At 36.2% G+C, this 24,072-nt stretch carries 24 protein-coding genes; 5 read left to right on the top strand and 19 right to left on the bottom strand.

Annotated elements, in window-relative coordinates; all coding sequences use genetic code 11:
* Positions 1 to 6 precede the first annotated feature (6 nt).
* The 15 genes from essB to QM857_RS06315 all read right to left on the bottom strand — a co-directional run bounded on the left by essB (position 7) and on the right by QM857_RS06315 (position 11,758).
* Positions 7 to 1,155, bottom strand: a complete 1,149-nt coding sequence (essB, locus tag QM857_RS06385; protein WP_414275421.1) for a type VII secretion protein EssB — start codon at positions 1,153 to 1,155, stop codon at positions 7 to 9.
* A gap of 14 nt (positions 1,156 to 1,169) precedes the next feature.
* Positions 1,170 to 1,412 carry a type VII secretion protein gene (locus tag QM857_RS06380; protein WP_303407506.1) on the bottom strand — a complete coding sequence of 81 codons (243 nt, stop codon included), beginning with the start codon at positions 1,410 to 1,412 and terminating at the stop codon, positions 1,170 to 1,172.
* A gap of 129 nt (positions 1,413 to 1,541) precedes the next feature.
* Positions 1,542 to 2,003, bottom strand: a complete 462-nt coding sequence (gene essA, locus QM857_RS06375) for a type VII secretion protein EssA (protein WP_414275420.1) — start codon at positions 2,001 to 2,003, stop codon at positions 1,542 to 1,544.
* Between the two features lies 1 nt (position 2,004).
* Positions 2,005 to 5,271, bottom strand: coding sequence for a type VII secretion protein EsaA (gene esaA / locus QM857_RS06370; protein WP_414275419.1), 3,267 nt, complete (start codon positions 5,269 to 5,271; stop codon positions 2,005 to 2,007).
* A gap of 61 nt (positions 5,272 to 5,332) precedes the next feature.
* Complete coding sequence (locus tag QM857_RS06365) at positions 5,333 to 5,629, bottom strand: WXG100 family type VII secretion target (protein WP_303407502.1); 297 nt, start codon at positions 5,627 to 5,629, stop codon at positions 5,333 to 5,335.
* A gap of 143 nt (positions 5,630 to 5,772) precedes the next feature.
* Positions 5,773 to 6,048 carry a hypothetical protein gene (locus tag QM857_RS06360; RefSeq protein WP_414275418.1) on the bottom strand — a complete coding sequence of 92 codons (276 nt, stop codon included), beginning with the start codon at positions 6,046 to 6,048 and terminating at the stop codon, positions 5,773 to 5,775.
* Entirely contained in the window at positions 6,045 to 6,284 is a 240-nt protein-coding gene (locus QM857_RS06355) for a hypothetical protein (protein ID WP_414275417.1), read from the bottom strand. Before QM857_RS06355 ends, QM857_RS06360 begins: the two co-directional genes overlap by 4 nt.
* Before the next feature lie 77 nt (positions 6,285 to 6,361).
* The gene (locus QM857_RS06350; RefSeq protein WP_414275416.1) at positions 6,362 to 6,826 is read right to left on the bottom strand and encodes an SMI1/KNR4 family protein; all 465 of its coding nucleotides are present in this window, start codon (positions 6,824 to 6,826) and stop codon (positions 6,362 to 6,364) included.
* An 8-nt stretch (positions 6,827 to 6,834) separates the two neighbouring features.
* Positions 6,835 to 8,685 carry an HNH endonuclease gene (locus QM857_RS06345; protein ID WP_414275415.1) on the bottom strand — a complete coding sequence of 617 codons (1,851 nt, stop codon included), beginning with the start codon at positions 8,683 to 8,685 and terminating at the stop codon, positions 6,835 to 6,837.
* Positions 8,682 to 9,077, bottom strand: a complete 396-nt coding sequence (locus tag QM857_RS06340) for a hypothetical protein (RefSeq protein ID WP_303407495.1) — start codon at positions 9,075 to 9,077, stop codon at positions 8,682 to 8,684. Before QM857_RS06340 ends, QM857_RS06345 begins: the two co-directional genes overlap by 4 nt.
* On the bottom strand, positions 9,064 to 9,762 hold the full coding sequence (locus QM857_RS06335; protein WP_414275414.1) for a DUF5081 family protein: 699 nt from the start codon (positions 9,760 to 9,762) through the stop codon (positions 9,064 to 9,066). The genes QM857_RS06340 and QM857_RS06335 overlap by 14 nt, the downstream gene beginning before the upstream one ends.
* 2 nt (positions 9,763 to 9,764) lie before the next feature.
* On the bottom strand, positions 9,765 to 10,064 hold the full coding sequence (locus QM857_RS06330) for a WXG100 family type VII secretion target (protein WP_006155532.1): 300 nt from the start codon (positions 10,062 to 10,064) through the stop codon (positions 9,765 to 9,767).
* A gap of 5 nt (positions 10,065 to 10,069) precedes the next feature.
* On the bottom strand, positions 10,070 to 10,471 hold the full coding sequence (locus QM857_RS06325) for a hypothetical protein (protein ID WP_006149445.1): 402 nt from the start codon (positions 10,469 to 10,471) through the stop codon (positions 10,070 to 10,072).
* Between the two features lie 265 nt (positions 10,472 to 10,736).
* The gene (locus QM857_RS06320; RefSeq protein ID WP_414275413.1) at positions 10,737 to 11,360 is read right to left on the bottom strand and encodes a hypothetical protein; all 624 of its coding nucleotides are present in this window, start codon (positions 11,358 to 11,360) and stop codon (positions 10,737 to 10,739) included.
* Between the two features lie 173 nt (positions 11,361 to 11,533).
* Positions 11,534 to 11,758 carry a hypothetical protein gene (locus QM857_RS06315; protein ID WP_303953366.1) on the bottom strand — a complete coding sequence of 75 codons (225 nt, stop codon included), beginning with the start codon at positions 11,756 to 11,758 and terminating at the stop codon, positions 11,534 to 11,536.
* A gap of 1,126 nt (positions 11,759 to 12,884) precedes the next feature.
* On the opposite strand from QM857_RS06315, the gene QM857_RS06310 reads away from it, so the two are divergent.
* The gene (locus QM857_RS06310) at positions 12,885 to 13,895 is read left to right on the top strand and encodes a site-specific integrase (RefSeq protein ID WP_414275412.1); all 1,011 of its coding nucleotides are present in this window, start codon (positions 12,885 to 12,887) and stop codon (positions 13,893 to 13,895) included.
* A gap of 329 nt (positions 13,896 to 14,224) precedes the next feature.
* Here QM857_RS06310 and QM857_RS06305 read toward each other — a convergent pair whose 3' ends face one another.
* Positions 14,225 to 17,359: an SbcC/MukB-like Walker B domain-containing protein gene (locus QM857_RS06305; protein ID WP_414275411.1), complete on the bottom strand. Its 3,135-nt coding sequence runs from the start codon at positions 17,357 to 17,359 to the stop codon at positions 14,225 to 14,227.
* Positions 17,356 to 18,537 (bottom strand): exonuclease SbcCD subunit D, encoded by a 1,182-nt coding sequence (locus tag QM857_RS06300; protein WP_414275410.1) that lies wholly within the window; start codon positions 18,535 to 18,537, stop codon positions 17,356 to 17,358. The genes QM857_RS06305 and QM857_RS06300 overlap by 4 nt, the downstream gene beginning before the upstream one ends.
* A gap of 265 nt (positions 18,538 to 18,802) precedes the next feature.
* Here QM857_RS06300 and rpsT point away from each other — a divergent pair, with 265 nt between their 5' ends.
* From rpsT to QM857_RS06280, 4 genes are all read left to right on the top strand, one after another.
* Positions 18,803 to 19,045 (top strand): 30S ribosomal protein S20, encoded by a 243-nt coding sequence (rpsT, locus tag QM857_RS06295; RefSeq protein WP_414275409.1) that lies wholly within the window; start codon positions 18,803 to 18,805, stop codon positions 19,043 to 19,045.
* A gap of 444 nt (positions 19,046 to 19,489) precedes the next feature.
* Entirely contained in the window at positions 19,490 to 20,935 is a 1,446-nt protein-coding gene (locus tag QM857_RS06290) for a hypothetical protein (protein WP_414275408.1), read from the top strand.
* 392 nt (positions 20,936 to 21,327) lie between these two features.
* A complete protein-coding gene (locus QM857_RS06285; protein ID WP_045613528.1) occupies positions 21,328 to 21,588 on the top strand; it encodes a helix-turn-helix domain-containing protein in 261 nt (86 codons plus the stop codon).
* A gap of 68 nt (positions 21,589 to 21,656) precedes the next feature.
* The gene (locus tag QM857_RS06280; RefSeq protein ID WP_414275407.1) at positions 21,657 to 22,874 is read left to right on the top strand and encodes a tyrosine-type recombinase/integrase; all 1,218 of its coding nucleotides are present in this window, start codon (positions 21,657 to 21,659) and stop codon (positions 22,872 to 22,874) included.
* Positions 22,875 to 23,059: 185 nt separating this feature from the next.
* Here QM857_RS06280 and QM857_RS06275 read toward each other — a convergent pair whose 3' ends face one another.
* Positions 23,060 to 23,380: a hypothetical protein gene (locus QM857_RS06275; RefSeq protein ID WP_314945912.1), complete on the bottom strand. Its 321-nt coding sequence runs from the start codon at positions 23,378 to 23,380 to the stop codon at positions 23,060 to 23,062.
* 250 nt (positions 23,381 to 23,630) lie between these two features.
* Positions 23,631 to 24,062 (bottom strand): hypothetical protein, encoded by a 432-nt coding sequence (locus tag QM857_RS06270; RefSeq protein WP_314945909.1) that lies wholly within the window; start codon positions 24,060 to 24,062, stop codon positions 23,631 to 23,633.
* Between the last annotated feature and the right edge of the window lie 10 nt (positions 24,063 to 24,072).

Genomic DNA, 24,072 nt, shown 5'->3' with positions numbered 1-24,072 from the left:
CCACTCCTATCTTGATTCTTTTGAAGCCACATTCGACTTGCTAACTTCTGGTGTTAGGTAATTCTTCTTCAATTCTTCTAATTTACCCTTATAATTATTTAACTGCTCAGTACGTTGTTCTGATGTTAGATTAGGGTTTCTCTGGACTTCATCAATCTTTTTAGTAAGACCATACATCAATAATTGAGGATCATCTAAGTAACTTGCAATATCCATTGCTTCATCAATTTTTGACTGGCCGATTAACACCCAATAACGCAGATAGTCTGTATTTGATTGAGTTGATATTTTTGATAACTCTGTCTTTTGCGCCTCCGTTAAAGGTTCAGTCTTAATCACTGAATAAGCTACCATATAGGAGTCATCTTGGCTAAGCGATTTAGAATCTGTATTTTTTACGGTCGATACAACCGTTGAATAATCTTGGTGAACAAAAGCAAGACGCAAATCTGATATCATTTGTTGGCTAGGCATAGCAAACAATAGAAAATAAAGTACTCCAACCAATGAGAAAAAACCAATAAGAGATGTGATTAAGGTAGTTAACTTTAATCTAGATACTAGTTTATTAGGAACTCGTGAAAATTTTTCCTTATTTTGTTCCCTTTCTTCTAGGTATTTTTCTTCTAACAAAGATATAATTTCATCTAAGGTTTCTGCTTTCATAATAGTTTCACAGAATAGTTTTCCCTTATAAAATGGTGACTGTCCCTCTATCAATTTCTCATAACTTGTTTTTTTATCAAGCAAAGACACGATCATAGCCTTGAAGTTAACAGTAAACTCATCTAAACTTACAACATCATATGGTGGCACTTGTCCTTTAACACCGTGGAAAACAAATAAAGGATTCCCATTTCGAGAAAACACTAAATTATTAGGAGATAAATTATACGTGTAAATAGAATCTTGCAATGCATGAAACAATTGACCAATATTTATTAAATGACGTAACTTTTCTTCGTCAATCATGGTAATCAGCTTATCCCAGGAATAATATTCATCTGTCAATAGACTTTCAATTGTTAATTTACCTTCTTCTTCGATTACATTTTGATTAACAAAATAAGGTTGTTCTGCTACTAATAAAGCATACGCTATTTCACGATTACCTTTGATATCGCCAACTACCAATTCAAGTTTTTGCACTTCCATACTAACTCCCCTAATTATATTCTCTCTAATTTTAATAATACGCCGTCTTTCACTAAAGCTAAGCTACTAGTACTAGCAAGTATATCCCCAGACTGCTGATTTCTTACACTTGGATTGAATACCTTAACCTCTGCGCCATAAGTTTCTAAAACAATTTGTATTAATTCTTTTACGGTTAATTCGACAGGAACTCTTAAATCTAAAATTTTAGATAAAAAAGGACTACAATCAAGACTAATATTAATGTACTCTTCCATAAAAACCTCCTAAACTTAAACCTATGCCATTATAATTATTATATCATGTGAAACATGATTATAAAAGAACTTTTCGCCTATAAAAAAGGAGATACGATTGTATCTCCTTAAAATATTTTTCTACTATTTTTATTGTTTAGGTTTATGTAATTTTTTATATAAAAGAGAATAAATTGTGATAATCATTCCTAGTATAAACAATAAAATTGTAGTCCAAGAAATAGGAGCTTTTACGTTATTAAGTGACACATTCTTCTTATCACTAGGGTTCATTTGGATTTGACCAGAAAATAAGGCAGATTGATACTCATCAACAATATTTCTGACTTCTACTTTAGTGATAAATAAAGTTGTTTGAAATGATTGATACTTTTCTCTATCATTTTTCTTTGCAGCATCAATAGCTTTGTATGTGTCAGGTTGAAATAACTTTGTTAAATTACTCTCCTGCTCAAAATATTGTATTTCTGTTTTCTTAGGATTTTTATCTAAAGACGTATCTATTTGCAAAGAACCATCATTTGCAAAAGCTACACTTCCACTCGTAAAAAATGAAAACAATAGAAAGATAAAGACGATAGTTTTTTTCATGTTAGTTATTGTCCTTAACTTGTCGATACAAGAAACTATTCCAAAGTCCCAAAGCAATCGTTAAAACAACGATTACAATCATTGACGGAACAATTCCACTTTGCTGATTAACAAACAGTTTCACAACACCTTCAAGATAAGTCAAAGGAGAAAGAGTTCCCAAAATAGGAGTTGAATTCACATAATATTCATCAAAGAGTTGGGTTGCAGTAATGATATAAATTAATATCAGACTAACGCTTATTAAAAATCCTAAACTTCTAAGCCTATCAATAAGAATATTAAGACCATATGTCATCATCAGACTTATTATGGAAAGAAGTACTACAAATGCACTCAATTGCGGAATAGAAAAACCAAGTTTAACTCCAGCAATAATTGCAATTATAAAGCCAGCAATCACAGAAATAAGGCTTAGGAAAAGCATCGGTCCAGAAGAATTTCTCCACGATAAACGATCTTTCAAATTCATGATTCTTTGCAATTCCACTTTGTCTGCATGTTGGAAAAGATAAGCAATAACCAAACTAACCAGATAGCTAATCAAAATAATCAGAAGACCTGATCTCTCATCTTGACGACTAGACTGTGACTGTGATTTAGTTGCGGCTGATACTACATTGCCAATTTTTGAAGCATCTACAGGATTAGATAAGTATTCATATACTGCATCATTTTTAGTATTACCTGTTTTTGTATTGCTCAAAACAGTAGAAAAGTTTTTAAGGAATTCTTCATTTGATCCATACTCACTAGACATAATATTTTTCAACTCAGAAACGCGAGTACTTAATGATTCTCCATCTTTTTCCAAATTATTGATATCTTTTACCAATTGAGAAATTGTCGAATCAATTGTCTGAGAAACAGCTTGATTTGCTTGTGTATTAGTCATCAAAGTTTGACTAGCTGACATTAACTTAACCAGGTCACTGTTCATATCCATACTAACTGTAACCATATTTGTATTGTCTACTTTTTCTGTTTCAACAAAGTTTGGTTTGGATTCAATAGTTTTATCTACCTCTGAAGCCTGTCCAATTAACTGACTCAACTGAGACGTTAAATCACTTGTTGTTGTTCTCAATTGTTCAATATTTGATGTCAACTTCTCAGCATTTGCTAATCGAGACTGAATCTCATTCATTTTTTCATCAGAAACTTTTAAATCAGATTTCAATGCTTCCACAGTAGCAGTTTTTATTAAGCTTGTCACAATTGTTTTAAGATCATCATTATTTACTAACGCTGCAAGAGAACCTTCTGCTGGGATAAACATATGTTCTGAATACGTATTTTTAGATAGATCTAAACCATAATATGCAGTAACAAGACCTGACAACTGTAAATAACCATCTACATCTTTATAAACAGCTTGAGTTAATTTTGTAGGACTATACTCCCAGTTCGAAATAACATCTTGCATTTCATAGTGACGATTCAAAACCTTCTTTTCTGTCTGATTCGTCTTAGTAATCGTGATGGTCTTCGTTATAGTGAGAACATCTTTTGGCTTCTTCTCTTCAGGTGTAGCAGCACTTGAACCTGTATCGGTAGTAGATGTAACAGGAGTATCTGAAGTAGCTGGTGCAGAAGGAACTGTATCCTTCTCTGTTTTCTCTGTTCTCTCTTTTTCTAGATCAGGGGCATCTTCCTTTATGACTTTTACATCTTCTGTCGTATCTAACTGATACTTAACAAACACAGGAGATAGTACACTGATGTCATTTTCATTCTTGATAGCCAACGTATAAGAAACAACTGTACCAGCAGAAGCTTCACTGGTTATATTTATCTGATAGTTACCACCTCCAAGGTCGGAAAATCCATAGTTTGATTCTTTTAGGTAGTAACCACTTGGTACTGTTAATGTTAATTTTGAAATTTTTCCTTCAAATGATGGTAAAGATATCTCTCGTTTTGTTGTACTCTTGGATTTAATGTCATCCTTTAGGCGAGAAAATTCTTCATTTTCAAGAGTTGTAGCTTTCAAAGTAGGCAACTCTTTCCCCGTCTTCTTACTATACCACTGCATAAAAGCACTAATATTTTTCAAATGTTGTTTATCAGAACTAGACAAAGAAAGATTATCAATAGCTGCGTCATCATAATATACACTAGGCCATTTGCTTGTGATTTGATCCTGCATACTAGTGTTCAATGTTTTGATATAACTGCCGAGTGTTTTACTAGCCTCATCTACTGTTGAAGAATTTTTGGTCAAAGAAGATTCTACAGCGTCCTTAATTTTTGTATCATAATTTGACAAAGTATCATCAATATCTTTATTATTATTCTTTAGAATCTCAAGAAGAGAAGCGATATCTTTATTATAGGAGGCAACTGTATCTGAAGTTTCTTTCCAAATAGCAGGCTCAGATAAATTATCATTGATATGAGTATTTATACTGCCCAGTTTAGATAATTGTTCCTTAACAGATAATTTAGAAAAGTCTTTATCATAGTTTGACAAAGTTTGCTCTCTAGTATCCAAAGACTGTTGCCATTTTTCCTGTTGCGCTTTGATTTGTTCTATTGTTCCCTCATATGTTTTATCAACAGAAACAATTGATTTAAAAGCATCATTCGTATTTAATAAATCTTTATTAAAAGATGAATAAGCTGACAATAAATTATTCGGTGATGAGCTTAATCCATTAAATTGTTGACTGTATTGAGCAAGTGGACCTACTAACTTATTGTTAAAAGTTGATAGTGATTCTTGTTCATTTGTAACGACATCAGCAACCTGTCCTTGCGCTGTCTTCAAATTTCCAATAATACTAGTGAAATAAATATTAATTAAGTCCTTATTAAAAAGTTCTTTAAAAGCTACTACTGCTTGTTCTGCCTGTTTGACAGTTAGTTGATCACTTGATTGAATTTGATATTGAAACGTTGCCTGAACAGGTGAAGTTGACTCAATAGCTAAAGCTTCTTCTGAAAATTTACTTGGCAAGACTATCATCAACTGATAAGTATCATTCTTCAAACCACTTTCAGCAATTGAACGGGAAACCACTTCCACTTTGTAATTATTTTTTGAAATAAATGAATTTACTAAAGTATTAGCAATGTTAATCTGTTGTCCATTGTATACTTTTCCTGCATCTTCATTAACAACAGCAACTTTAATAGGAGCTTGTTGCACCGAAGATTCTGAGTTTGCCTGGCTGATAGGTGTTGGTTTTACAATGGCAAAGAAGGATACTATTATTGTAATAAATAACAATAATGCCCCTAGACTAAATAAAACTTTTTTATTCACATTTTCTCCTTAACTAAAATGTAAGAAAGGTTGAGGATTACTCCTCAACCTCGGCCTTAAATTATTGAAGACCAAAGTTTTTAGATAAATCTTGGTCATTTTGTTGCATTGCTTGAGCAGTCTTATCAAGTTGTGTATTGATTTGTTGCATCAAATCAGCAAAGTTCTCAACTTTTGGTTTCAATTCGAGGAATTGTTGATCAAATCCTTGGAATGCGGCACCTTCCCACTCTGTACGCAAAGTATCTTGTAAACGTTGAAGATTGCTCAAAATAACTCTAATATCATTGGCTGCTTTTCCATAATCACGTGCACGTGATTGAAGCGTTTCTGGGGATACTCTGATTTGTCCTGACATATTGTTTACTCCTATGTTTTTATTTTATTTTTTACATTATTATTTTAACATTATTCCAATACTTACGCAAGTATTATATTAAATAATAGATACAAGTATTTTTAACAATGATTGTTTTGACGAGATAAGTTATTAAAACCTACTTAACGCATATTTAAGTGAAAAAATTCTACGATATAAATAAGCCTTCTATCATACTTTTCTGCTATCAAGCGTTGAACTTTTTCAGGAATCTTTACTAGCTCCTCCACTCGTTTAGCAAATCCGGTTGAAGATGTTCCAGTGCTATAGGGACCTGCTTGGGCATTGGTGTAATTCCCATACCCACTACTAGAGACTGTGACGTTTTCAGTAAGTCCCGTTATAGCTTGTTTCATACTCTTCCAAGTCGACGAATGAAGTTCTACATCTTTTGTCATTCCTCGCCTCCTCCTAACATGCCGAGACTATCTAGGTTTTCCACCAATTTAGGATTGGATGAAAGACCATTGAGGAAATCATCTCGTAGCTGAGCATCTTGTGCAATCCATTGCCCCATCATGTTTAAGATTTCACCATTTGCACGCCGATATAAATCACCAACTTCATTCACTTTGTTGAGCATATCCGCATAGTGGTTCATGGCTTTTGAAGCTTCCAATTTATGAAAAGGCACTTAATGTACAGTTAAGTGCCAATATCAAAAATATCATTGCTGATTTTTTTGCTTCTTCATTTGAGAATAGTTTATATTTAGTCATGAAGCATATTTAAAAACTCTGTGAAGTTATTAGCTACAAATTCTACAGCAGGATCTAATTCATAAGAGTCTTCATGATACCAGATACAAATACTAGGATTTTCTTTGCTTTTAGTGTAATCTAAGCAGATAAAATCGCCTCCAAACAATGCTACTATTGGTATCAATTGTAAACCCACATAGTCCTCATCAAATACAATTCTTCCTTCTAATTGAGTGCTTACAACACCAATATCATAAGTATCTTCCAGTCTATCGCCTGAAATATTCAGTATTGCTAAGAAACGCTCAACCACTTTCTCATTTCTACCGAAATTAAAATATCGTTTGGTTGGAATTAAGCCGTTTTCTTTTTTTATAAAATCTTTATAATCTTCAGGCAGAATCACTCTCCATATTTTTTCTTTTTCTTTCAGTAATGTATCTGTTGGTAAAGGTAAAATAATTTTAGATTCCATTTCATCTCCTATCTAGGCGCATAAGCCCACATACCTATTGTTCTTCCTCCATTATGTGGAATGACATTATGTATTCCAAAAGGAACCAATTCCATTTGTCCTGGAATTTCAGTATGATGCCAAGTCATACCTTCTCTAAAGCCACCAATTTTGTTATTTAGCCACTCAAATTGTTCTTTATCTGTTTTAAGCCACAATTCTTCTGGTAGATTGACTGTTTCTTCAACAAGACCAGCACTACGAAAATCCGCAAAACCATACCTCATGCCTTCAGATGGAATAACTTTGACATCGGGAATCAATCCTTTTTCAATAGCCAAATTTTTAATCTGTTTTTTCTGAGCATAGCTAAGATTTTGACCATTAATAATACTTTCGTCCCATGACCATTTTTTGTTACCATTAATTATTTCAGCATAAACTTCACTATAATCATCTAGAACATCTTGAAACTCTAGAGTTCCTTCCGCGAAATCTTTTAAACGTTGTTCTAATGTTAAATCAACAGTCCTACCTCCAGCTTCCATGATCTCATCCACACTACCGTCTAGATTCTTCGCAAAGGCACTGAGATTATCTGCTAGATGCGTTAGCTGCCCTCCGCCACTTGATAGGACACCATCTGCTAGTTTAGGATCTAGACCAATATTCATACGGAAATTCTGAGCAGCTTCACTGATTACATTATCCGCATGGCGTAAGCTGTCACTCAAAGCTTCTGCTGAATTTGATAAAATCTTACTCGGTCGAAGATTGTCAAGCTGTTTCCCATAGTTTTTAATGTAAGAAAGGACATTATCTCCCAAGCCCTTGACATTTTTCAAGAGACCTTTGAAATTATCAAGGTTCTTAACTCCTTGCTCCACTCCTTCTTTTATAGCTGTTTTGAGGCTGGTCTTGACAGCGGTGAGGCCTGCTGTCTTTCCTGTTTTGGCCAAACTACTTAGATATTTAGCGGCTGGAATCAAGTCAAGCAAGGCAAAGGCTCCTCGCATACCTCGTTCGGTATTGTCCAACTCACGACCTGTCCCCCAGTCCTTACCTGACACTGCCGAATACATATCTGCACTAGCTACAACGACACCGGCAACTGCACCTGCCGGGGGACAGAAAATTGTCAAGACAACCACTCCTACTCCAAGAGCGATATCTCGCCACATCTCTATATTGGCTTTCTCATCATCAATCGAGACATACTCAAAGGATCGAGTATGATGCATAGCCATCAGATATTGATCCTGAGTCAGCTTGTGATCTTTATAATCCTTGCTTTTCTTAAATTCCTCATAGCTTTTCTGCAAGGTTGTCTTATAAGGGCTATCAACCTTGTAGAGTTCATCAATCCCTATCTCATCTGGTGTCACTTGCATGGTCCCTATTGGATTACCATACTCATCTTTGAGAACATCCGTCCGCTTATAGCCAACTTTGTTTGTTGTTTTGTATTGTTGAATGCTGAGAGTTTCTAGCTTAGCCCCAACCTTGTCCATAGCTTCATAGAAAGGCTGGTCGATTTTATTCTTGATATAGTTGTTTACATTCTCAACATAGCGTTCTAGGGTAGAGAGTTTGGATTGCAGCGTTTGGGCGGTACTTGTTTCATCATGGTAAGTATAAGAGACAACACCATCCGTGTCCCTTTCCTTGATCATTTGCTGGACTTTCTCTGAAATCTTGACCAAGTCTTCCACTCGTTTAGCAAATCCGGTTGAAGATGTTCCAGTGCTATAGGGACCTGCTTGGGCATTGGTGTAATTCCCATACCCACTACTAGAGACTGTGACGTTTTCAGTAAGTCCCGTTATAGCTTGTTTCATACTCTTCCAAGTCGACGAATGAAGTTCTACATCTTTTGTCATTCCTCGCCTCCTCCTAACATGCCGAGACTATCTAGGTTTTCCACCAATTTAGGATTGGATGAAAGACCATTGAGGAAATCATCTCGTAGCTGAGCATCTTGTGCAATCCATTGCCCCATCATGTTTAAGATTTCACCATTTGCACGCCGATATAGATCACCAACTTCATTCACTTTGTTGAGCATATCCGCATAATGGTCCATGGCTTTAGAGGCTTCCCCACCTTCATAATATTTCGTTTCAGACAAGCTCTTTAATTTTGGAGCTAAGTTATTCTGAAAGGAAACTTCTACTGTTGTGATATAACGCATAATTGCTTGCATTTCATCAGGATTCATGACGATTTCCTTAGAACCTCCACCATCCATCGTAGCCACATCAATCAAGACCATTTTCAAAATCCTCCTCCCTAAATGGAATTTTCAACCAAGTATACAGTCTTTCAAGAAAATAATACTGACTGAATCTATATAGCTCTTCTTTCTTCACATCAAATCCGAGTAATTCTCCATTACACTCTACAAAGAGAAAAGAAGCTAATAGTAATTCTGCGTGTTTCGTTTGACTCATCTGCTCTAAAGGAAAATATTGTACCATTAGTGCTTGTTCGGATGCTAAAGCAGCCTCTATAGCGGAATTCATATTCTTTTCCTCAGTTAGAAAAGACTTTTCGTCTTCCATAGGATTCCTTGTTACTAGGGCAAGTTTTTCCTGAAGTAAAATTAAACGACTCATGGGACTTATCTTGGCAAGTTGATATCCTTGTCCAGTATCTACTATAAGTATAGAGAAATTACTGTCACGGCATTGCATAAAATAAAAATTATTCACAATGACCAATGTTGTTCCGATACAATATTCTCGTAGAGTTTCAACTATGACAAAACCTGATTCTGTTAAAGAACCATCCTCCTTAACTAATCCCTTTTTTTCAAGAGCTTCTTTGGCCATCGTCCACACCATCTCAGAAACTGTTACAATCTCATCTAGAGTGGGTAAGCCAGGCATCAATTCTCCGTCAAAGGCACCAATTAGATAATGGAGTTCGTGAATAGAAAACGTTTCTTTGTTAGCCATACTTACAACCCCTTTATGGACGCAACTTCCGATGAACTGTTATAGTTATCAATTGATTTTTTCAAACTTGTTACTGCTTTTTCGTGTTCCTCCATAATAGATCTCAAATCTTTATGGTATTTATGGACAATGTCTAAATAAGATTCAAAAGCAACCTTAGTTTTGCCAGACCATTTAGCAGACTGAAGATATGTTTTTAATTGAGTGACTGTCTGGTATGAACTTGTCAATTCTTGATTAATTTCTTTTGATAATTGGATAGCTGTTTCTAAATCTTTATATTTTATTTTTAAATCTGCCATAGAACTCATCTCCAACTCTTATTTCTATTTTTACGTTCTTCAGCCTGGCGTCTCGCTTCAGCTTCTCTCTCTTTACGCTCTTGTTCTGCTAAGCGATCATAGTATTTATATCGTTCATAGGCTGCATCAACTGCACTCGATAAATTCTTTGCATCACTAGATTGATTAGTTCGTACAGTATCAACTTTCCCTTTTACACGACCTTCGCTATCACTAAAGACATCCTCTGGAATATAACTGGTACTCATTGAAGGCCGAGAATTATTATAGCTATCGACTTTCCCTTCCATCGTTTTTAATTTAGCCTTAAAAGTTTTTAATTGACTGTTCAAATCATTATATAGGGTTCTATATTGTTCCCTTTTCTTTTCTGTCGGTGTACCAAACCATGCATCCCAAAAAGACATGACAAATAGCCTCCTCATAAAAGTTTATTAATTAAAATATATAAAAGAATACTACTATTCTATTGAATCCAAGGGGATAATATTAATCCCAAAAACAGAATTATAACTATAAAAATATACTTACTTTATTGTATCATAATTCTTAGCTAATTAAAATCAAACAAAAAAGGATTTAGTCTTATAAAATATTCAACTAAATCCTTTGGTTTAATCATCTTATTCTTCGACCATTTGTTTACAGAATGCACATTTCATTGTTTTACTCTTAATCCACGATTGTATAATCTTCGCTTTGCAGTAATTCTAATACTTTTTTTACAAATTGCATTGACAGCAATCCTTCAATCTTAGAGCCATGAGTTTTGAAATTTTCGTCGATTTCTTGAATTTCTAGATTAGTTTTCCTTTCAGCAATTTTCTCTGTAATAGGTGAATGAAAACTATATTCCCCAATTTCGTAATATAAGAAATATAGATATTTTTTTGTTCCTAGATGATAATCAAAAAACTCGATTTCCATATCTTTGTCGTAATCATAGTAACTATTTTCCCAAAAAATATCATTAGTTTTTTCTTTCAACAATTTCTCATAGTTTTTTTCATAACTATATACTCTTTTTTTCTCTTCGCCAATGAATTGTTTATGGATCAGATTCGGGGTAAATACTTTCAAAAATTCTTCTTTTAGTTGATAGTATTTCCCCATTTCCTCTTCCGCTTTTTCAATATTACTCTCCAAATGCTGATGGAACCTTCCATTTTTGTATTCTTTAATTTTATCACGATAATTTTTAGCTCGCTTATTCACAGAATATACACATTCTGCAATAATTTCATTGGTAATTTTTTTCTCATTGATCAAATCATTATACAGCTTTGGAGTTTTCATTTCATTATCTCTTTCGAACTTTCTCTTACTATCATATACTTTAAAAAATAATTCACATGTTTTATTGTAACGTCTAGTTATCGTTTTTTCAATAACTAGACATTTCAATTTTATTCATAATCTCTTAATTTACCACAAAAACACACTGAGATACTGGTCCCAGTGTGTTTATTTTAGGATAACTTCATTAGTAAACTGATGGATTCATCATTTTTGAGCTCCGATAACAAGCAAATCAACCTTTCATATCCAAGTTCTTTCTTTTGCTTGATTAAAGAAATCATCACTTTCACCAAATCTTCTGGCGTAAAATTCCTTAAGTAAAGTGTAACATAACTTCCTCTATTAGAAACTAGGCTAACATGAATTGCATTATGTTCTTTTTGTCTAATTTTCATTCCTCCTGTAGACTCCCTAATATAAAACTCATACACTGTCTTTTTGGGATAGCAATCAAATGAGTTTTCGAATTCTCTGCGATTTTTATAGAGAATATAGTTAATGAGTGCATAATATTTTAGAAACATAGTTGTTCCCTCCTTTGTTTTTCTCTCTATATATAGTCTGCCACAAATTTCAAATTATAAAAATAAAAAATTAAAAAAACTGATAAATGTATTGTTTACTTCTAAATTTTTTTGTAGTTTTTCCTCTTTCTCTCATCTTTCATTTTTTTTGCGATTCTGATTTTTCTGTGTGTTTAGCGTTGACAGAAACGCATGTGTAAGTCACGCTAAACACACAGTACTAGGTAAAAGTGAATAACGTAAAAAAATCTTATCCTGATTTTTTTATTTTATGATTTATGGCATACTAATAGTATATAAATAATTGATTGAATAGAGACGTAACTAATATAGCTACGTTTTTTTATGTTTGAAAGGAGGTAGCTATCGTGGAAACAGTAGGTTTAAACTGGGTTAGGAAAGAACCAGTTTTGTATTTCATTTACTAAAAAAAAATAAATGTATAGATAATAAAAGAGATGTCAATAGCATTTTAAAAAAATTTTTGATCGTAACAAAGTAAATAATAAAAGTAAAAAACGAAAGTAAATAACAGGAACCAATTTTTGTATTTCATTAACTAAAAAATAAATGTATAGATAATAAAAGAAATGTCAATGGCAGTTTAAAAAATATTTTTAATCATAACAAAGTAAAAAATAAAAGTATAAAAACGAAAGTAAATAACAAAAGTCTAAAAATCAAATACAAAAACTAGCTTAACTCAGTCGCTAAATTCAGAGCATTTAAACCTGAAAAAGACTAACAAGAAAGAACAACAGATTTTTATCTGTAAGATGGAACTCTACATCTTATTTGAATTGAGTCAACTTGTCATGTTGTACAATGACTTGGTTATCTTCTTAGCCATCAATTAAGAAGCGCCCTAAGCAAAGGGAAGATACTATATCAGTGAATATAAGCTTAAGTCACTGCACTACTTCAACTTGGATTAAAAAGACCTTAAGAATTTTCTTAAGATCTTCTTTAAAAATACATTATCAGAAAGGAAAGAACTATGGCAAGGAAGAAACGTAGTCGTGCTGAACGACGAAAAGCTAAAGAGAAAGCTAAGAAGCAACAGATGGATTCTCTAACCACTTTCGAAGGTCGTAAACAATTCGTCCAATCAAAAGGACTAACTAATCTAGTCACGCGCTTTAAAAAAGGAAAAGGTATCAAACGAAATGAATCCAAAAAAACAGGAGAAGACATTCATTTTATCCATACAGACCGAACACTTCATAACTACGCTGGATCTTGGAGCAGATTCGCTTCCTTTGTTGCCGCAACAACTACTGCCGAAGAGTTACAAGCTCTTGAGATATCTAACTCTATAGATGGATGGATTAACTTAGTAAATCAATACTTAGAACATTGTAAGAAATTAGGGCTTTCTGCTCCGACTCAGTCAACCTATAAAGCAGCATTGGCCAAAGTCTTGGGTGTATCTTCTACTGCTTTTGTTGCAACAGATATTCGATATCGAGCCGACAAGAAGAATAATCGCTTGAAGTCTAATGACGACAGAATGTCTGAAGAAACAAATAATCGTTGGTTTTCAATCGTATCAGCAACAGGTCTACGTAAAAATGAATTAAAAGCAATTACTGGAGACTCCCTCTACCAACGTGAGGATGGCCAATATTATCTTAAAATTATTGGTAAAAAACATAAAACAAAAGGAGCCCGAGACCGTTGGGTTCCGATTATTACGCGAGACAAAGAAGAATTAGAGAGGCTTGTTGAAGAATTTAAACTAGCTGGTAAAAAGCGTGTGTTTCAAGTTCCAACTGCTTTAAAACCTCATAAATATCGTGCAGAATACTCAAAACGTCTTTATCTTCTTGTCGCGCGAGATCCCAAAGATATCAAAGATAAAAAAGAAAAGATTTATCTACGAGGCGAATTAAAAGGTGTTGTCCTTGATAGGAAGGCTTGTTTAATTGTATCACGTGCTCTCGGACACAATCGACCAGAAGAATTTCAAAAATCCTATGCATATAAGTTAATCTCACAAGCGAACTAAGCAATTTTTTGGTAGTGTAAAATACGTTGTGTAAACACAAAAAGGAATAAATCCGTTTTAGTAGAGTTGCGAAACATTACTAGAAAGAGATTTATTCCTATGACTCAGTTCACCACAGAACTACTTAACTTCCTAACCCAAAAGCAAGATATTGATGAATTTTTCCGTACTTCTCTTGAAACAGCTTGGAAATCTACTCGAGTCAACCAGGTCAAAAAGCGACATCCCTTATCAAAACCCCAACAATTTTTAGACTTATTTTTCCAGCACCTATGACAGAACAAAGAGGCTCAGAAATTTCCTGAACCTCTATTGTCTAATCTAATTTCCTACATACTCACTTTGACCTGACTGCGTCCATTGCCTGTTTTCTTGATGACCAGCTGCTGGCGGATAGTGGCCTTCATCTCCTCGATGTGGCTGATGACTCCGACCAGGCGATTCTCACCGATTTCCTCCAGGACCTGCATGGCCTTCTGCAGGGTCTCCTGGTCCAGCGAGCCAAAGCCCTCGTCGATAAAGAGGGCATCGATTGGCACCCCACGCGAAGAGTTTTGCACGACTTCACTGAGGGAAAGGGCTATGGACAGAGCTGCAATAAAGGTCTCACCGCCTGAAAGGGTGTCCGTTGAGCGAGATTCGCCAGTCTCATTGTCATAGACATTGATATCGAGACCCCGATTACTCCTGCGGTCACGCGCCTCTTCTGGCAGCTCAAACTGATAGCGATTATTGGACAAGTGATTGATAAAGTGGGCATTGGCATAGCTCAGGATCTGCTCCAGATAGCTTTGGAGGACATAGGTCTCTAGATCCAGCTTGTCTCCCCCTGTCTTTCCATCCATGGCTTCGTAGAGCTGGGAGAGAGACTGAAAGGCAGCTTGGGAGTCAGCCTGCTGGCTCAAAATCTTCTCAATCGCCTTGAGCTCTTTTGATGCCAGGGCTTTATCTGTCTCAGCCCTGGTCACCTGGCTTGCCTGAATTTCAGCCGCCTTAATCGCAGCCTGTCTGCTTTCCTCAAGGCTGACTAGATCAGGACGCTCATGGTCTGACAAGCTCTCTTCGAGCTGCTTGATATCCTTTTCCAGTCGCTCCTTATGTGTCTGGTACTGGGTGATCTGCCTGTTCAGCTCATCCAGCTCTTGGTCGGCTACTAGCCAGGTTCTAGCGACCGCTTCCTCATGGGTCAGAGCATCCTCTGCTGCTAATTTTTCGGCTAATTTCCTGCCTGTCTCCTTAAGGACCTGACCAAGATCTGCCAGAGCTGACTCCAGAGCCTTGATCTGGCCTTGGTAATCACTAAGCTCCTCCTGATTTTTATTAAGCTGGCTTTCCAGTTGCTCTTTTTGCTCCTCATAGCCTTGAACCTGCTTTTGGAAATCGCTCTGCAGGTCCTCTAGTTCCTGACTGCCAACCTTGACATCCAGCTCTGCGATTTCTGCTTGCAGGTTCTCAATCGTCTTACTTTTCGCATCCAGGTCCTTTTGTCCTAAGTTAAGAGCCTGGTCTAGCTCTTGGAGACTGGCCTTAAGCCGACCAGCCTCAGCCTGCAGTTCTTGGTTTTGCTGGGACTTATCCTTAAAGCTATCCAGCTGCTCGTCCCGGACCTTCTGAATAGCTGCTAGGTTAAAGTAGTCTGGAAATTCCCCACCAAATCTGGCTTGGAATTCCTTATAGCTAGCATTCAACTGATCTTGGTATTCTTGGTATTCCTTCATCTGCATTTGAAAAGCCTCTTCTTGTCTAGCAATCGCTTCCTGCAGAACGTCCAGTTCTGACCGTTTCTGGTCACGCTGGGCTTGGGATCGGTCGACACTTTGGATCAGATTGATCAACTCTTTATTGGATACCATATGACCATTTTCAGCCAAGGGATGGTCCTTCGCTCCACAAACTGGGCAGGCCTGCCCATCGACTAGATCCTCCTGGAGCTGGGCAATCATCAGCTGGCGCCGATCTCGCTCCTTTGCCTGAACTTCCAGTTGAGCCTGTTCAAATTCTTCTTCTAGCTGAGGCAGTTTATTTATAGAGTCCTGCCATTTTGTCTTCAGTTGATCGGCCTTTTTCTGAGCACTGTCGGAGTTCGCTTCCTGGGGCTTCAGCTCCCCATCGATAAATCTAGACATGGCATCAAGCTGAGCTTTTTCTTCCTCCAGTAAAGCTGGATCTAGGACATTTTCCTCTAGCTGAGCCAGACTCTCACTCTGCTCTTCTTTTTGAGCTTGATTTTTTTCAAGTTGAGCCTTAATCTTGTTTAGTTCCAGCTGGGCTTGATCAATCTTGGCCTGCTTGTCTTCGGCCTGCTTAGCTTTAAAGATCTGAGTAGGTAGCTTTTTGAGTTCTTCTCGTAAGCGATTGATTTCCTTTTCCTTTTCAAAAAGCTCGCTCTTCCGCTCAACCAGGTCTTTTCTGGCATTTTTCTTATCCTGGCTTGCCGCTTTGACTTCCTTTAATTTGTCTTGGTTAGCCTGCTCATTATTCCTGGCCTGGTCGATTTCATCAACATCACTAGCTAGTGACTTTGCCCAACGCAGTTGCTTCAGACGATCTTCTTTTTCAGCCTGCTCATCAGCTTTATCCAGAATTTGCTCCTGGTAGTCCGCTTGCCAATCCTCTAAACTCTTAAAGTCCAGCGCCAGTTTCTGACCTTCCTGATAGAGCGCATCCAGCCGTTCTCGCTCTGCTGTTGCCTCCTGATGGGCTTTTTTAGCTAGCTCATGACTTTCCTTACGCACCTGGAGGAGCCCACGAACTGTCTCCAACCGGTCTGCCTCTAAAGCAGCCTTAATCTTAGCCTGCTCTTCTGGAGTCCATGTATCTGACTGGTAGTGAGCCTGGAGCGCTCTTGTCGCCTCCTTGTTTGCTGACTCGGCCACACTAAAACGATCCTTAAGCCGATTTTGGAAGTGCTCAAAAATCTCTGTTCCAAAAATCTTTTTGAGGATCTTCTTTTTCTCCTCTGACGAGTCCTTGAGAAAACGAGAAAAATCATTTTGCGGCAGGAGAATGATTTTCTTGAACTGCTCATGGTCCAGGCGAAGGATGCCTGCAATTTCATGCCCTACATCCGTGGGCTTGCTAGCCAGGCTCTGAAGTTCCTTGCCATTAACCCCATCAACAATGGCCAGAGAGGCCTCATGCCCTTTATCTGTCACCTTACGCGCGCTCATAAGCCTCTGCTCTGGCGAACGCACGACTCTATACATATGACTCCCTTGCTCAAAGTAAAAGGTCACCTGGGTCTTTTCCTCAACAGTCGCAAACTGACTCCGAACCTCTTTGGGACCACGACTCCCTGTTGTTGCCCCAAAAAGAGCATAGGACATGGCATCCAAAATCGTTGACTTCCCAGCTCCCGTATCACCAGAAATCAGAAAAATCGGTGATTCTATAAAGTTTCGAAAGTCAATATCTGCTGACTCAAAAGGGCCAAAATAAGATAGTTTTAAAGCAATCGATCTCATGATTTCTCCTTACTCATCTTCGTCAAAATATCCTCTACTAACTCCAACTGGGCCGAACTCAGAGACTGACCAGTGCTTTCCTGATAGAAATTCCCGATAATGGTCGACTCATCCAGCTCCTCTACATTACGCCCCCTAGTCCTACGAATGGTCTCCTGCTTGTAGCTATAGTCTAGCTCTACAACTGTCCCATAGATCTGCTCCAGCTGGGCCCGCAGGTTCTTGCCCACATGTTCATTGCGATCAAAGTCCTGCACCTGGATGGCAAACCAAGCCTGATGACAAGGCTGGGTCTGATAAAAGCCAGGATCTGTCAGGGTCTCCCAATCCTCCTTGAGAGCGACCAGGTCAGTTTCCTGCTCCAGCTTGATAAAGCGACTCTCTACCCCCTTTTCATCAAACTCAAGGATATAGACTCCCTTATCAGTTCCAGCCTCCTTGACGTTAAATTTGACCGGACTACCCGAATACTGCACCGTCTCACTAGGGGAGGCATGATGGGTATGGATATGCCCCAGGGCCACATAGTCAAAGTCTGAAAAAATCGCTGCATTCAGAGTCGCAAGACCGCCTACAGTCGAGCTGGTCTCACTTGTCAAGTCTTGAGGATCCTGGCCTGAGGCAGTGACCGCAAAGTGGGTGACAAGGATACGCTTTTTACCAGGAGCAAACCGGGCCACCAAGAGGGGCAGCAAGGCCTGCATGGCATCCGCCAGAGTCCGAACATTCTTGACCTCCTCATCTGACCAGCCCTGCTCTTCTTGTAGGTAGATCCGAGCATCCATGGGATCAAAATAAGGCAGGAGAAAAAGCTGACAGTCCTCCGTCTCGACTGGACTCATGGCCTCTTCAATAAAGGTATTGAGATAAAGCTGTTGGTGCTGCATCCATTCCCGGCTAAAATTAAGCCGCTTGGCACTATCATGGTTACCCGAGATAGCATAGATAGGTAGCTGGTGCTCCAGATTCATCTCCCTCAGCATCTGCTCAAAGGTGGTCACAAAGTCCGCTTTGGGCACCGAGCTATCATAGAGATCCCCCGCAATAATAACCCCATCAACCTTTTCTGCCAAAGCAAGCGACAGTATCTGCTCAAAAGCGTACTTCTGCTCTTCCAGCAGACTATAGCCATTCAAGGTCCGGCCAATATGCCAATCCGATGTAAATAATAATTTCATTTTTGACCTCTCCTCTCTTTCTGTTTCTATCATACCAGATGACCTAGTCACGTCAAGTCCACCCCCTAACCTTCTAAAAAAATTTTTTCAAAAATCCCTTGCAACCCTCTCCCTTGGCGATTACGATTGCTATTACGATTGTAATAATAATTGTAGGCCTGATTTCTAAGGCAAGAAAGCCCAGATAGGCAGTTATTTCACAAAAAGATGTTTTTCCCCTTGTCAAATGAGTTATTTTCAAGCGTAATGAGATATTTAGAATTAAATGGAGATGAGAACTTTTGCAAACATTAAATCAGTTATCAAACGCGCTGAATTGAACGTTAAACAAAACGAAAAAAACTCAGCACAAAAATCAGCTATGCGTACTGCTATCAAGGCTTTTGAAGCAAACCCATCTGAAGAATTGTTCCGCGCTACAAGCGCTGCGATCGACAAAGCAGAAACTAAAGGTTTGATTCACAAAAACAAAGCTGGCCGTGACAAATCACGTCTTGCAACTAAATAAAAACCGTACTGAAAGTATTGAACTTTTTCTCAGCATTTTAAGTCTAAATGAAAAATAAAAAAAATTTTTTTAAAAAATAAATAAAGTAGATAAAAACTTACTTTTTCCTTCAAAACCTTGTCACATCAATAAAAGATCGTACTGAAAGTATTGATTTCTTTCTTAACATTCTTGTTCTAAACTAAAAAAATTAAAGTAGATAAGAGCCTACTTTTTTTCTTCAAAACTCTGTTAGGACGCGTTTTTCAAAGCACTCAAAATTGAGTGTTTTTTTATTTTTAAAAATTTTTTTCATTTTTTAATTTGTTTTTCCTAAAAATGGGCATTTTCGATAACATTTGTGGCATACTGTTTAATGAAAAAAATAAGGAGGGTTAATTTTAAAGAAAGTTACATTTTAGAAGTACATCTTCATTACAGATTTAACAATAAGGAGGAATATACATGGTAAGAAGATATAAGAAAAGTAAACGAGAAAGAGAAGCAGCCAAGAAACGTCATTTATCCCCTGCGGAAAGGAGAAAAAAGGAAAAGCATAAGAAAAATAGAGAACTCAGACAGAAAAAATTACTAGAACTACAGCAAAAAAACGAAAATAATATAAAATCTTGTTTCTCAGTTACCCCAGCTTATTGGGGTATTGATAACTGTACAGTCTCAATTCTTAGCCCAGAAGTAACTTATGATCCTAACGTTTTTGATGAACAAATCTCTAAAGAAACAGTTTCTCTAAATTATAATTCAGAAGGAGAATTAGATAAGATCACTATTCAATCAGAAGATTTAGGAAAAGTAACAATTAGTCTTAAAGAAGAAGATTACAAAAAGAAATTTGCTGCAATCCAACTTAACGGTCCTTCTCCCAATTTTCAAACTACAGGCATTGAGGGGATTAAATTAAGATTACTAGAGGTATTACATAAGTTAGAAACAGATTATAAGATTAAAATCAAATATAATCCGAATTCTGTTATGTTTAAGAAAATTGAATTAGCATTCACAATTGCTTTCGATAAATTGCCATCTTTACAAACTCGTCAATTATTAATAAGGTCACTTGCAAAAGATAAGAAAAGAGATTTAAAAAACCATAGAACAAGTAAAAATGCAGATAATTTTTCGATGGTATCGATTGAGATTAATAAGAAAGAGAAGCACGTCTTATATAACAAAATTGAGAAAGCAAAAAAGAACAAACAAATCCGTAAAACAAATTCATCGTTAAAGAATTTAGAGATCTTTAGATATGAAGTCGAATTAACTGGCAGTAAGATAGCTGAGCAATTAGACTCCCATTACTTAGCACAATTAACTGATGAAAAGATTATTCAATATTTAGAGATTCTAATATCTGATGGTGTCTTTCGATATATAGAGATAATCATAACTGCAACTGAAAATTGCGAAAAGATGTTAAAGAGAATTTATAAGAAAATTCAACCACAAGTTTATACAACGGAATTTTTATTCTCTATTAATGATCAGTTATCAACTACCACAGTATCAGATTTAATTGATGAAGATATCATTACATTTCTTCCATTAAGATTTTTAAAAACAAATAGAGGTACAACTAAAAGAAGAATCCTAGAAAGATTCCAATGCCAAGAAGTAAAAACTGGAACAAAACATGAATTAGGAAAAATGACAAGTTGGCAAGTTCTAGAAATAATAAGGGTAATGTTCCATTCACTAGAAGAAGCAAAAAAATATGGTTTAGGCACTCGTATAAACCCTTCCACAACTTCTTATAAAACTTTTCCACTAAAAACATACTCTTTAAAAGAAAGAAATGAAATCTTCAATAAAACAATTACAGAAAATACAAAAGAAAAACTTGAAGATAAAATGTCAAAACGGATCTTAAAAAGATTTAGAGACGGAATATAAATAAAGCAGTTATTTTAATAGCAAATATATTTTTCAGTGTCAAAAAACGTTGATATACCAAGGAACATATATAAATTTGTACCGCAACTACTATTCGAATATTTTCAAAAGGATAAGGATATGAAAGTTACTTTAAGTAAAAATAAAAAAGAGCTTGTTTCCAAACTTTGGTCGGTGTCAGAAACAAACTCAAAATATACTAGTAATAATATCTATTACCTACTTCTATTATCGCAATAAAATAGAGAAATTTCAAGAGGATTATATACCAGATTTTCTGGTAGGGAAGCAATCTATACATTCTATAAATGGAAAACAGAGAAAGTACTTGATAATAGTTACTTACTAATGCTCCTATAAAAATTAACAGAAAGAAATAAACGGGACTTTTTATGAATTTATTTATTCCAGACGAAATGATTAGGCAATTTCAATTACTAATATCAGATACTGTTAAGAAAGAACTAGATAATTTTTTAGATATTAATGAAAATACCAATCAACTTTTAAATAAAAAGCAGACTTGTGAGTACTTGAATATAACAAACAATACTTTAGACAAGTGGATTAAGCAAGGATTGCCTTGCATTAAGGTTGGTAAAACTATTCGCTTTAGCAAATCTGAAATCAATCTCTGGTTACAAAATCAGTAGTATTTCTACCGTGGTTTGTTATAATGAAATCACGGTATTTTTCTAGCTCAATTACAAAGGAGAATACTATGTCAATTTCAAAAACTAAAAATGGAACTTATCGCTTACGTATCTACATTCCTGAGGAAGTCAAGTCTTCACTAGGTGTTGATAAGAAAGTGATTGAAAAACGGTTCAAGACAAGGAGTGAAGCAAAAAAATACGAACTAGAGCTTCAAAACAAGATTGATAAAATTCATAGTGGAGGATCTGCTTTATTAGAGAATAGCGGTTCTATTCTCTTTTCAGATTTCTATCAAAACGTTTGGTGGGAATCCTACAAAGCAGGTCAGACTACTTCTGCTGCTAAACCACCATCTCAAGCAACTATAGTTGGAACAGAAATTGCTTTTAGAAAACACATCCTACCGTTACTTGGTAATTATTCAATAGACTTTCTTAATCAAAATAAGCAAGTTGTGCTAAACCTATTAACTCAAAAGGCTGAAGAATATGCAAATTTTAAAGTTATCAGGAGCTACGTTAACTCTATCTTTGACTGGGCTGAAGAATTAGAGTACATCGAAACTAATCGCCTATCAAAAACTATAAGCCGTATCAAAGCCACTAAGAAAATCGAGCTACAGGAATCTAAAAAAGATGAAGATTTATATCTATCTCAAGAAGAACTTCAAGCATGGTTTACAGCTTTTGAAAAAGATCTGGAGGCTGAAAAAATTCTATTCAAAGACTATGTTTTGTTCTATACTACCTTCTTCTTAGGAGATAGAAAATCAGAAAGCTACGCTTTGCAATGGAAGCATATCAATACAAGAGAACAGGAAATTCAGTTAGTACAAGCTTTAGATAGATACAAGAATCCAAAGTCTACCAAAGGAAACAAGAAGACAACTTTTCGAATTCCTAACGAGTTAACTGACTTGCTTCAGGAATGGAAAAAACAACAAAAAATTGAACTGGCTAAATTCAATATTATCCAAACTCCTGATCAGTATGTATTTACGTATATTGATACAAAGGGGAATGTAAACAGTTGTCTCCATGCTGATTACCTTAACAACAAGATGAAATCTGTTAAGCGTCGTCATCCAGAACTTGCACATGCAACTCCTCATAAATTACGACATACAGGAGCTACACTCGCTAAACAAGCTGGAACCTCTATGGAAGCTATTTCTGAGGCCCTCACTCATAGTGATATGATTACAACTAAGACTTATGTCAACACTTCAAACGTAATCCCAATGGCTGTTGGAGAGATTGCTTATCGTTCCCTAAACAAATAATGGTGTGAATTTGGTGTGAAAAGTGGTGTGAATTTTGCTAAAAATCATCAAAAAAACACTTCATGATGTGAACCATGAAGTGCTTTGAAACGTTGATATAATCGTATTGATTAACGTTTACTAAATTGTGATGCTTTACGAGCTTTCTTAAGACCTGGTTGGAAACACTTTTATTTGAATAAGTTTCAGTAACTGTCATCTGTTTGGTTGTTGAGGTAGCTAGCTCGACCTCGACCATAGCTATAGGTCTCACGAGCCTTGCCATCATGATCATAGGTTTCAAGGACTTCTGTATGTTCACGATTGACATCATTGACATAGTTGCGTTCCTCGTAGTAGTTGTAGGTATCCTCTCGTGTAGTATAAGGGATGAGGACGTCTTGAACCTGACTGGCATAGGTCACTTCTCCCTGACCCGGTAGATTCCCAAGTTCTGGTGGGTTGACGACGATTCCCTCCTTGGTCGCTCGGTCCTTAGCCACTTTCTGGTGGTAGGCTGTCGACACATCGTCAAAGATGCTGTGCCAGATGCTTCCTATCGTTTGCGGTAATGTGGATAGAGCTTGGAGGACATTCTGATACCAGAAGAGGGAGTTTTCTTCCCCACTTGGGGCTGTGTATGGTGACTTACGGCCTGACTTGCCTCTACCTGTAGATCATAGGTGTAAAATAAAACTCTCGAAGAAATCCATCCTCGAGAGTTTTTGCATGTTTGTATTACAAAAGAAGAGGTTAACTTAAATAATTAGTACGATTCTAGTTAAAATAATCATGTAATTTAATTTCTCTCTTTAAATTTTTCGAAAATAATTTAGGTAAATTATTTCTGAAATACTTAAAATTTTCCAACTGAGTATTTATATAGAATTGACATCGGTGTATGCCCTCATCATTATCAGCTACTTCCATGTCTACCTCAATTTTTAACTCTTCTTTAAAATTAATAGGAGTTAACAAGAAAATAAAATAGCCACTTCCTCCTTCTCTATCATCCCCAAAGAGAATTTTCCTTGGTGTATGAGGATTTTTTATATATTCATCTATGGCAATATATGTATTGCTCATATCATCTTCAAATAGATAGCATAATTGATAAATTGTTAAAAACTTTGTTTCACAGCTAAGTCTGACTTCACAAAATTTTTCTGTTTCATCGAACCACTCAGTTTGTAGTACTATATTATCCATTCCAGTTCCT

The organism is Streptococcus infantis (assembly GCF_047463315.1).
GTDB classification, from domain to species: domain Bacteria; phylum Bacillota; class Bacilli; order Lactobacillales; family Streptococcaceae; genus Streptococcus; species Streptococcus infantis_AB.
The sequence above is the reverse complement of the archived record's forward strand: the minus strand, read 5'-3'. Positions and strand labels throughout refer to the sequence as shown.

What these genes read in the sequence shown, in the direction of transcription:
- essB (WP_414275421.1), bottom strand. Translation starts at nt 1,155, where the DNA reads ATGGAAGTGCAAAAACTTGAATTGGTAGTTGGCGATATCAAAGGTAAT.
- QM857_RS06380 (WP_303407506.1), bottom strand. Translation starts at nt 1,412, where the DNA reads ATGGAAGAGTACATTAATATTAGTCTTGATTGTAGTCCTTTTTTATCT.
- essA (WP_414275420.1), bottom strand. Translation starts at nt 2,003, where the DNA reads ATGAAAAAAACTATCGTCTTTATCTTTCTATTGTTTTCATTTTTTACG.
- QM857_RS06365 (WP_303407502.1), bottom strand. Translation starts at nt 5,629, where the DNA reads ATGTCAGGACAAATCAGAGTATCCCCAGAAACGCTTCAATCACGTGCA.
- QM857_RS06360 (WP_414275418.1), bottom strand. Translation starts at nt 6,048, where the DNA reads ATGACAAAAGATGTAGAACTTCATTCGTCGACTTGGAAGAGTATGAAA.
- QM857_RS06350 (WP_414275416.1), bottom strand. Translation starts at nt 6,826, where the DNA reads ATGGAATCTAAAATTATTTTACCTTTACCAACAGATACATTACTGAAA.
- QM857_RS06345 (WP_414275415.1), bottom strand. Translation starts at nt 8,685, where the DNA reads ATGACAAAAGATGTAGAACTTCATTCGTCGACTTGGAAGAGTATGAAA.
- QM857_RS06340 (WP_303407495.1), bottom strand. Translation starts at nt 9,077, where the DNA reads ATGGTCTTGATTGATGTGGCTACGATGGATGGTGGAGGTTCTAAGGAA.
- QM857_RS06335 (WP_414275414.1), bottom strand. Translation starts at nt 9,762, where the DNA reads ATGGCTAACAAAGAAACGTTTTCTATTCACGAACTCCATTATCTAATT.
- QM857_RS06330 (WP_006155532.1), bottom strand. Translation starts at nt 10,064, where the DNA reads ATGGCAGATTTAAAAATAAAATATAAAGATTTAGAAACAGCTATCCAA.
- QM857_RS06325 (WP_006149445.1), bottom strand. Translation starts at nt 10,471, where the DNA reads ATGTCTTTTTGGGATGCATGGTTTGGTACACCGACAGAAAAGAAAAGG.
- QM857_RS06320 (WP_414275413.1), bottom strand. Translation starts at nt 11,360, where the DNA reads ATGAAAACTCCAAAGCTGTATAATGATTTGATCAATGAGAAAAAAATT.
- QM857_RS06315 (WP_303953366.1), bottom strand. Translation starts at nt 11,758, where the DNA reads ATGAAAATTAGACAAAAAGAACATAATGCAATTCATGTTAGCCTAGTT.
- QM857_RS06310 (WP_414275412.1), top strand. Translation starts at nt 12,885, where the DNA reads ATGGCAAGGAAGAAACGTAGTCGTGCTGAACGACGAAAAGCTAAAGAG.
- QM857_RS06305 (WP_414275411.1), bottom strand. Translation starts at nt 17,359, where the DNA reads ATGAGATCGATTGCTTTAAAACTATCTTATTTTGGCCCTTTTGAGTCA.
- QM857_RS06300 (WP_414275410.1), bottom strand. Translation starts at nt 18,537, where the DNA reads ATGAAATTATTATTTACATCGGATTGGCATATTGGCCGGACCTTGAAT.
- rpsT (WP_414275409.1), top strand. Translation starts at nt 18,803, where the DNA reads ATGGAGATGAGAACTTTTGCAAACATTAAATCAGTTATCAAACGCGCT.
- QM857_RS06290 (WP_414275408.1), top strand. Translation starts at nt 19,490, where the DNA reads ATGGTAAGAAGATATAAGAAAAGTAAACGAGAAAGAGAAGCAGCCAAG.
- QM857_RS06285 (WP_045613528.1), top strand. Translation starts at nt 21,328, where the DNA reads ATGAATTTATTTATTCCAGACGAAATGATTAGGCAATTTCAATTACTA.
- QM857_RS06280 (WP_414275407.1), top strand. Translation starts at nt 21,657, where the DNA reads ATGTCAATTTCAAAAACTAAAAATGGAACTTATCGCTTACGTATCTAC.
- QM857_RS06270 (WP_314945909.1), bottom strand. Translation starts at nt 24,062, where the DNA reads ATGGATAATATAGTACTACAAACTGAGTGGTTCGATGAAACAGAAAAA.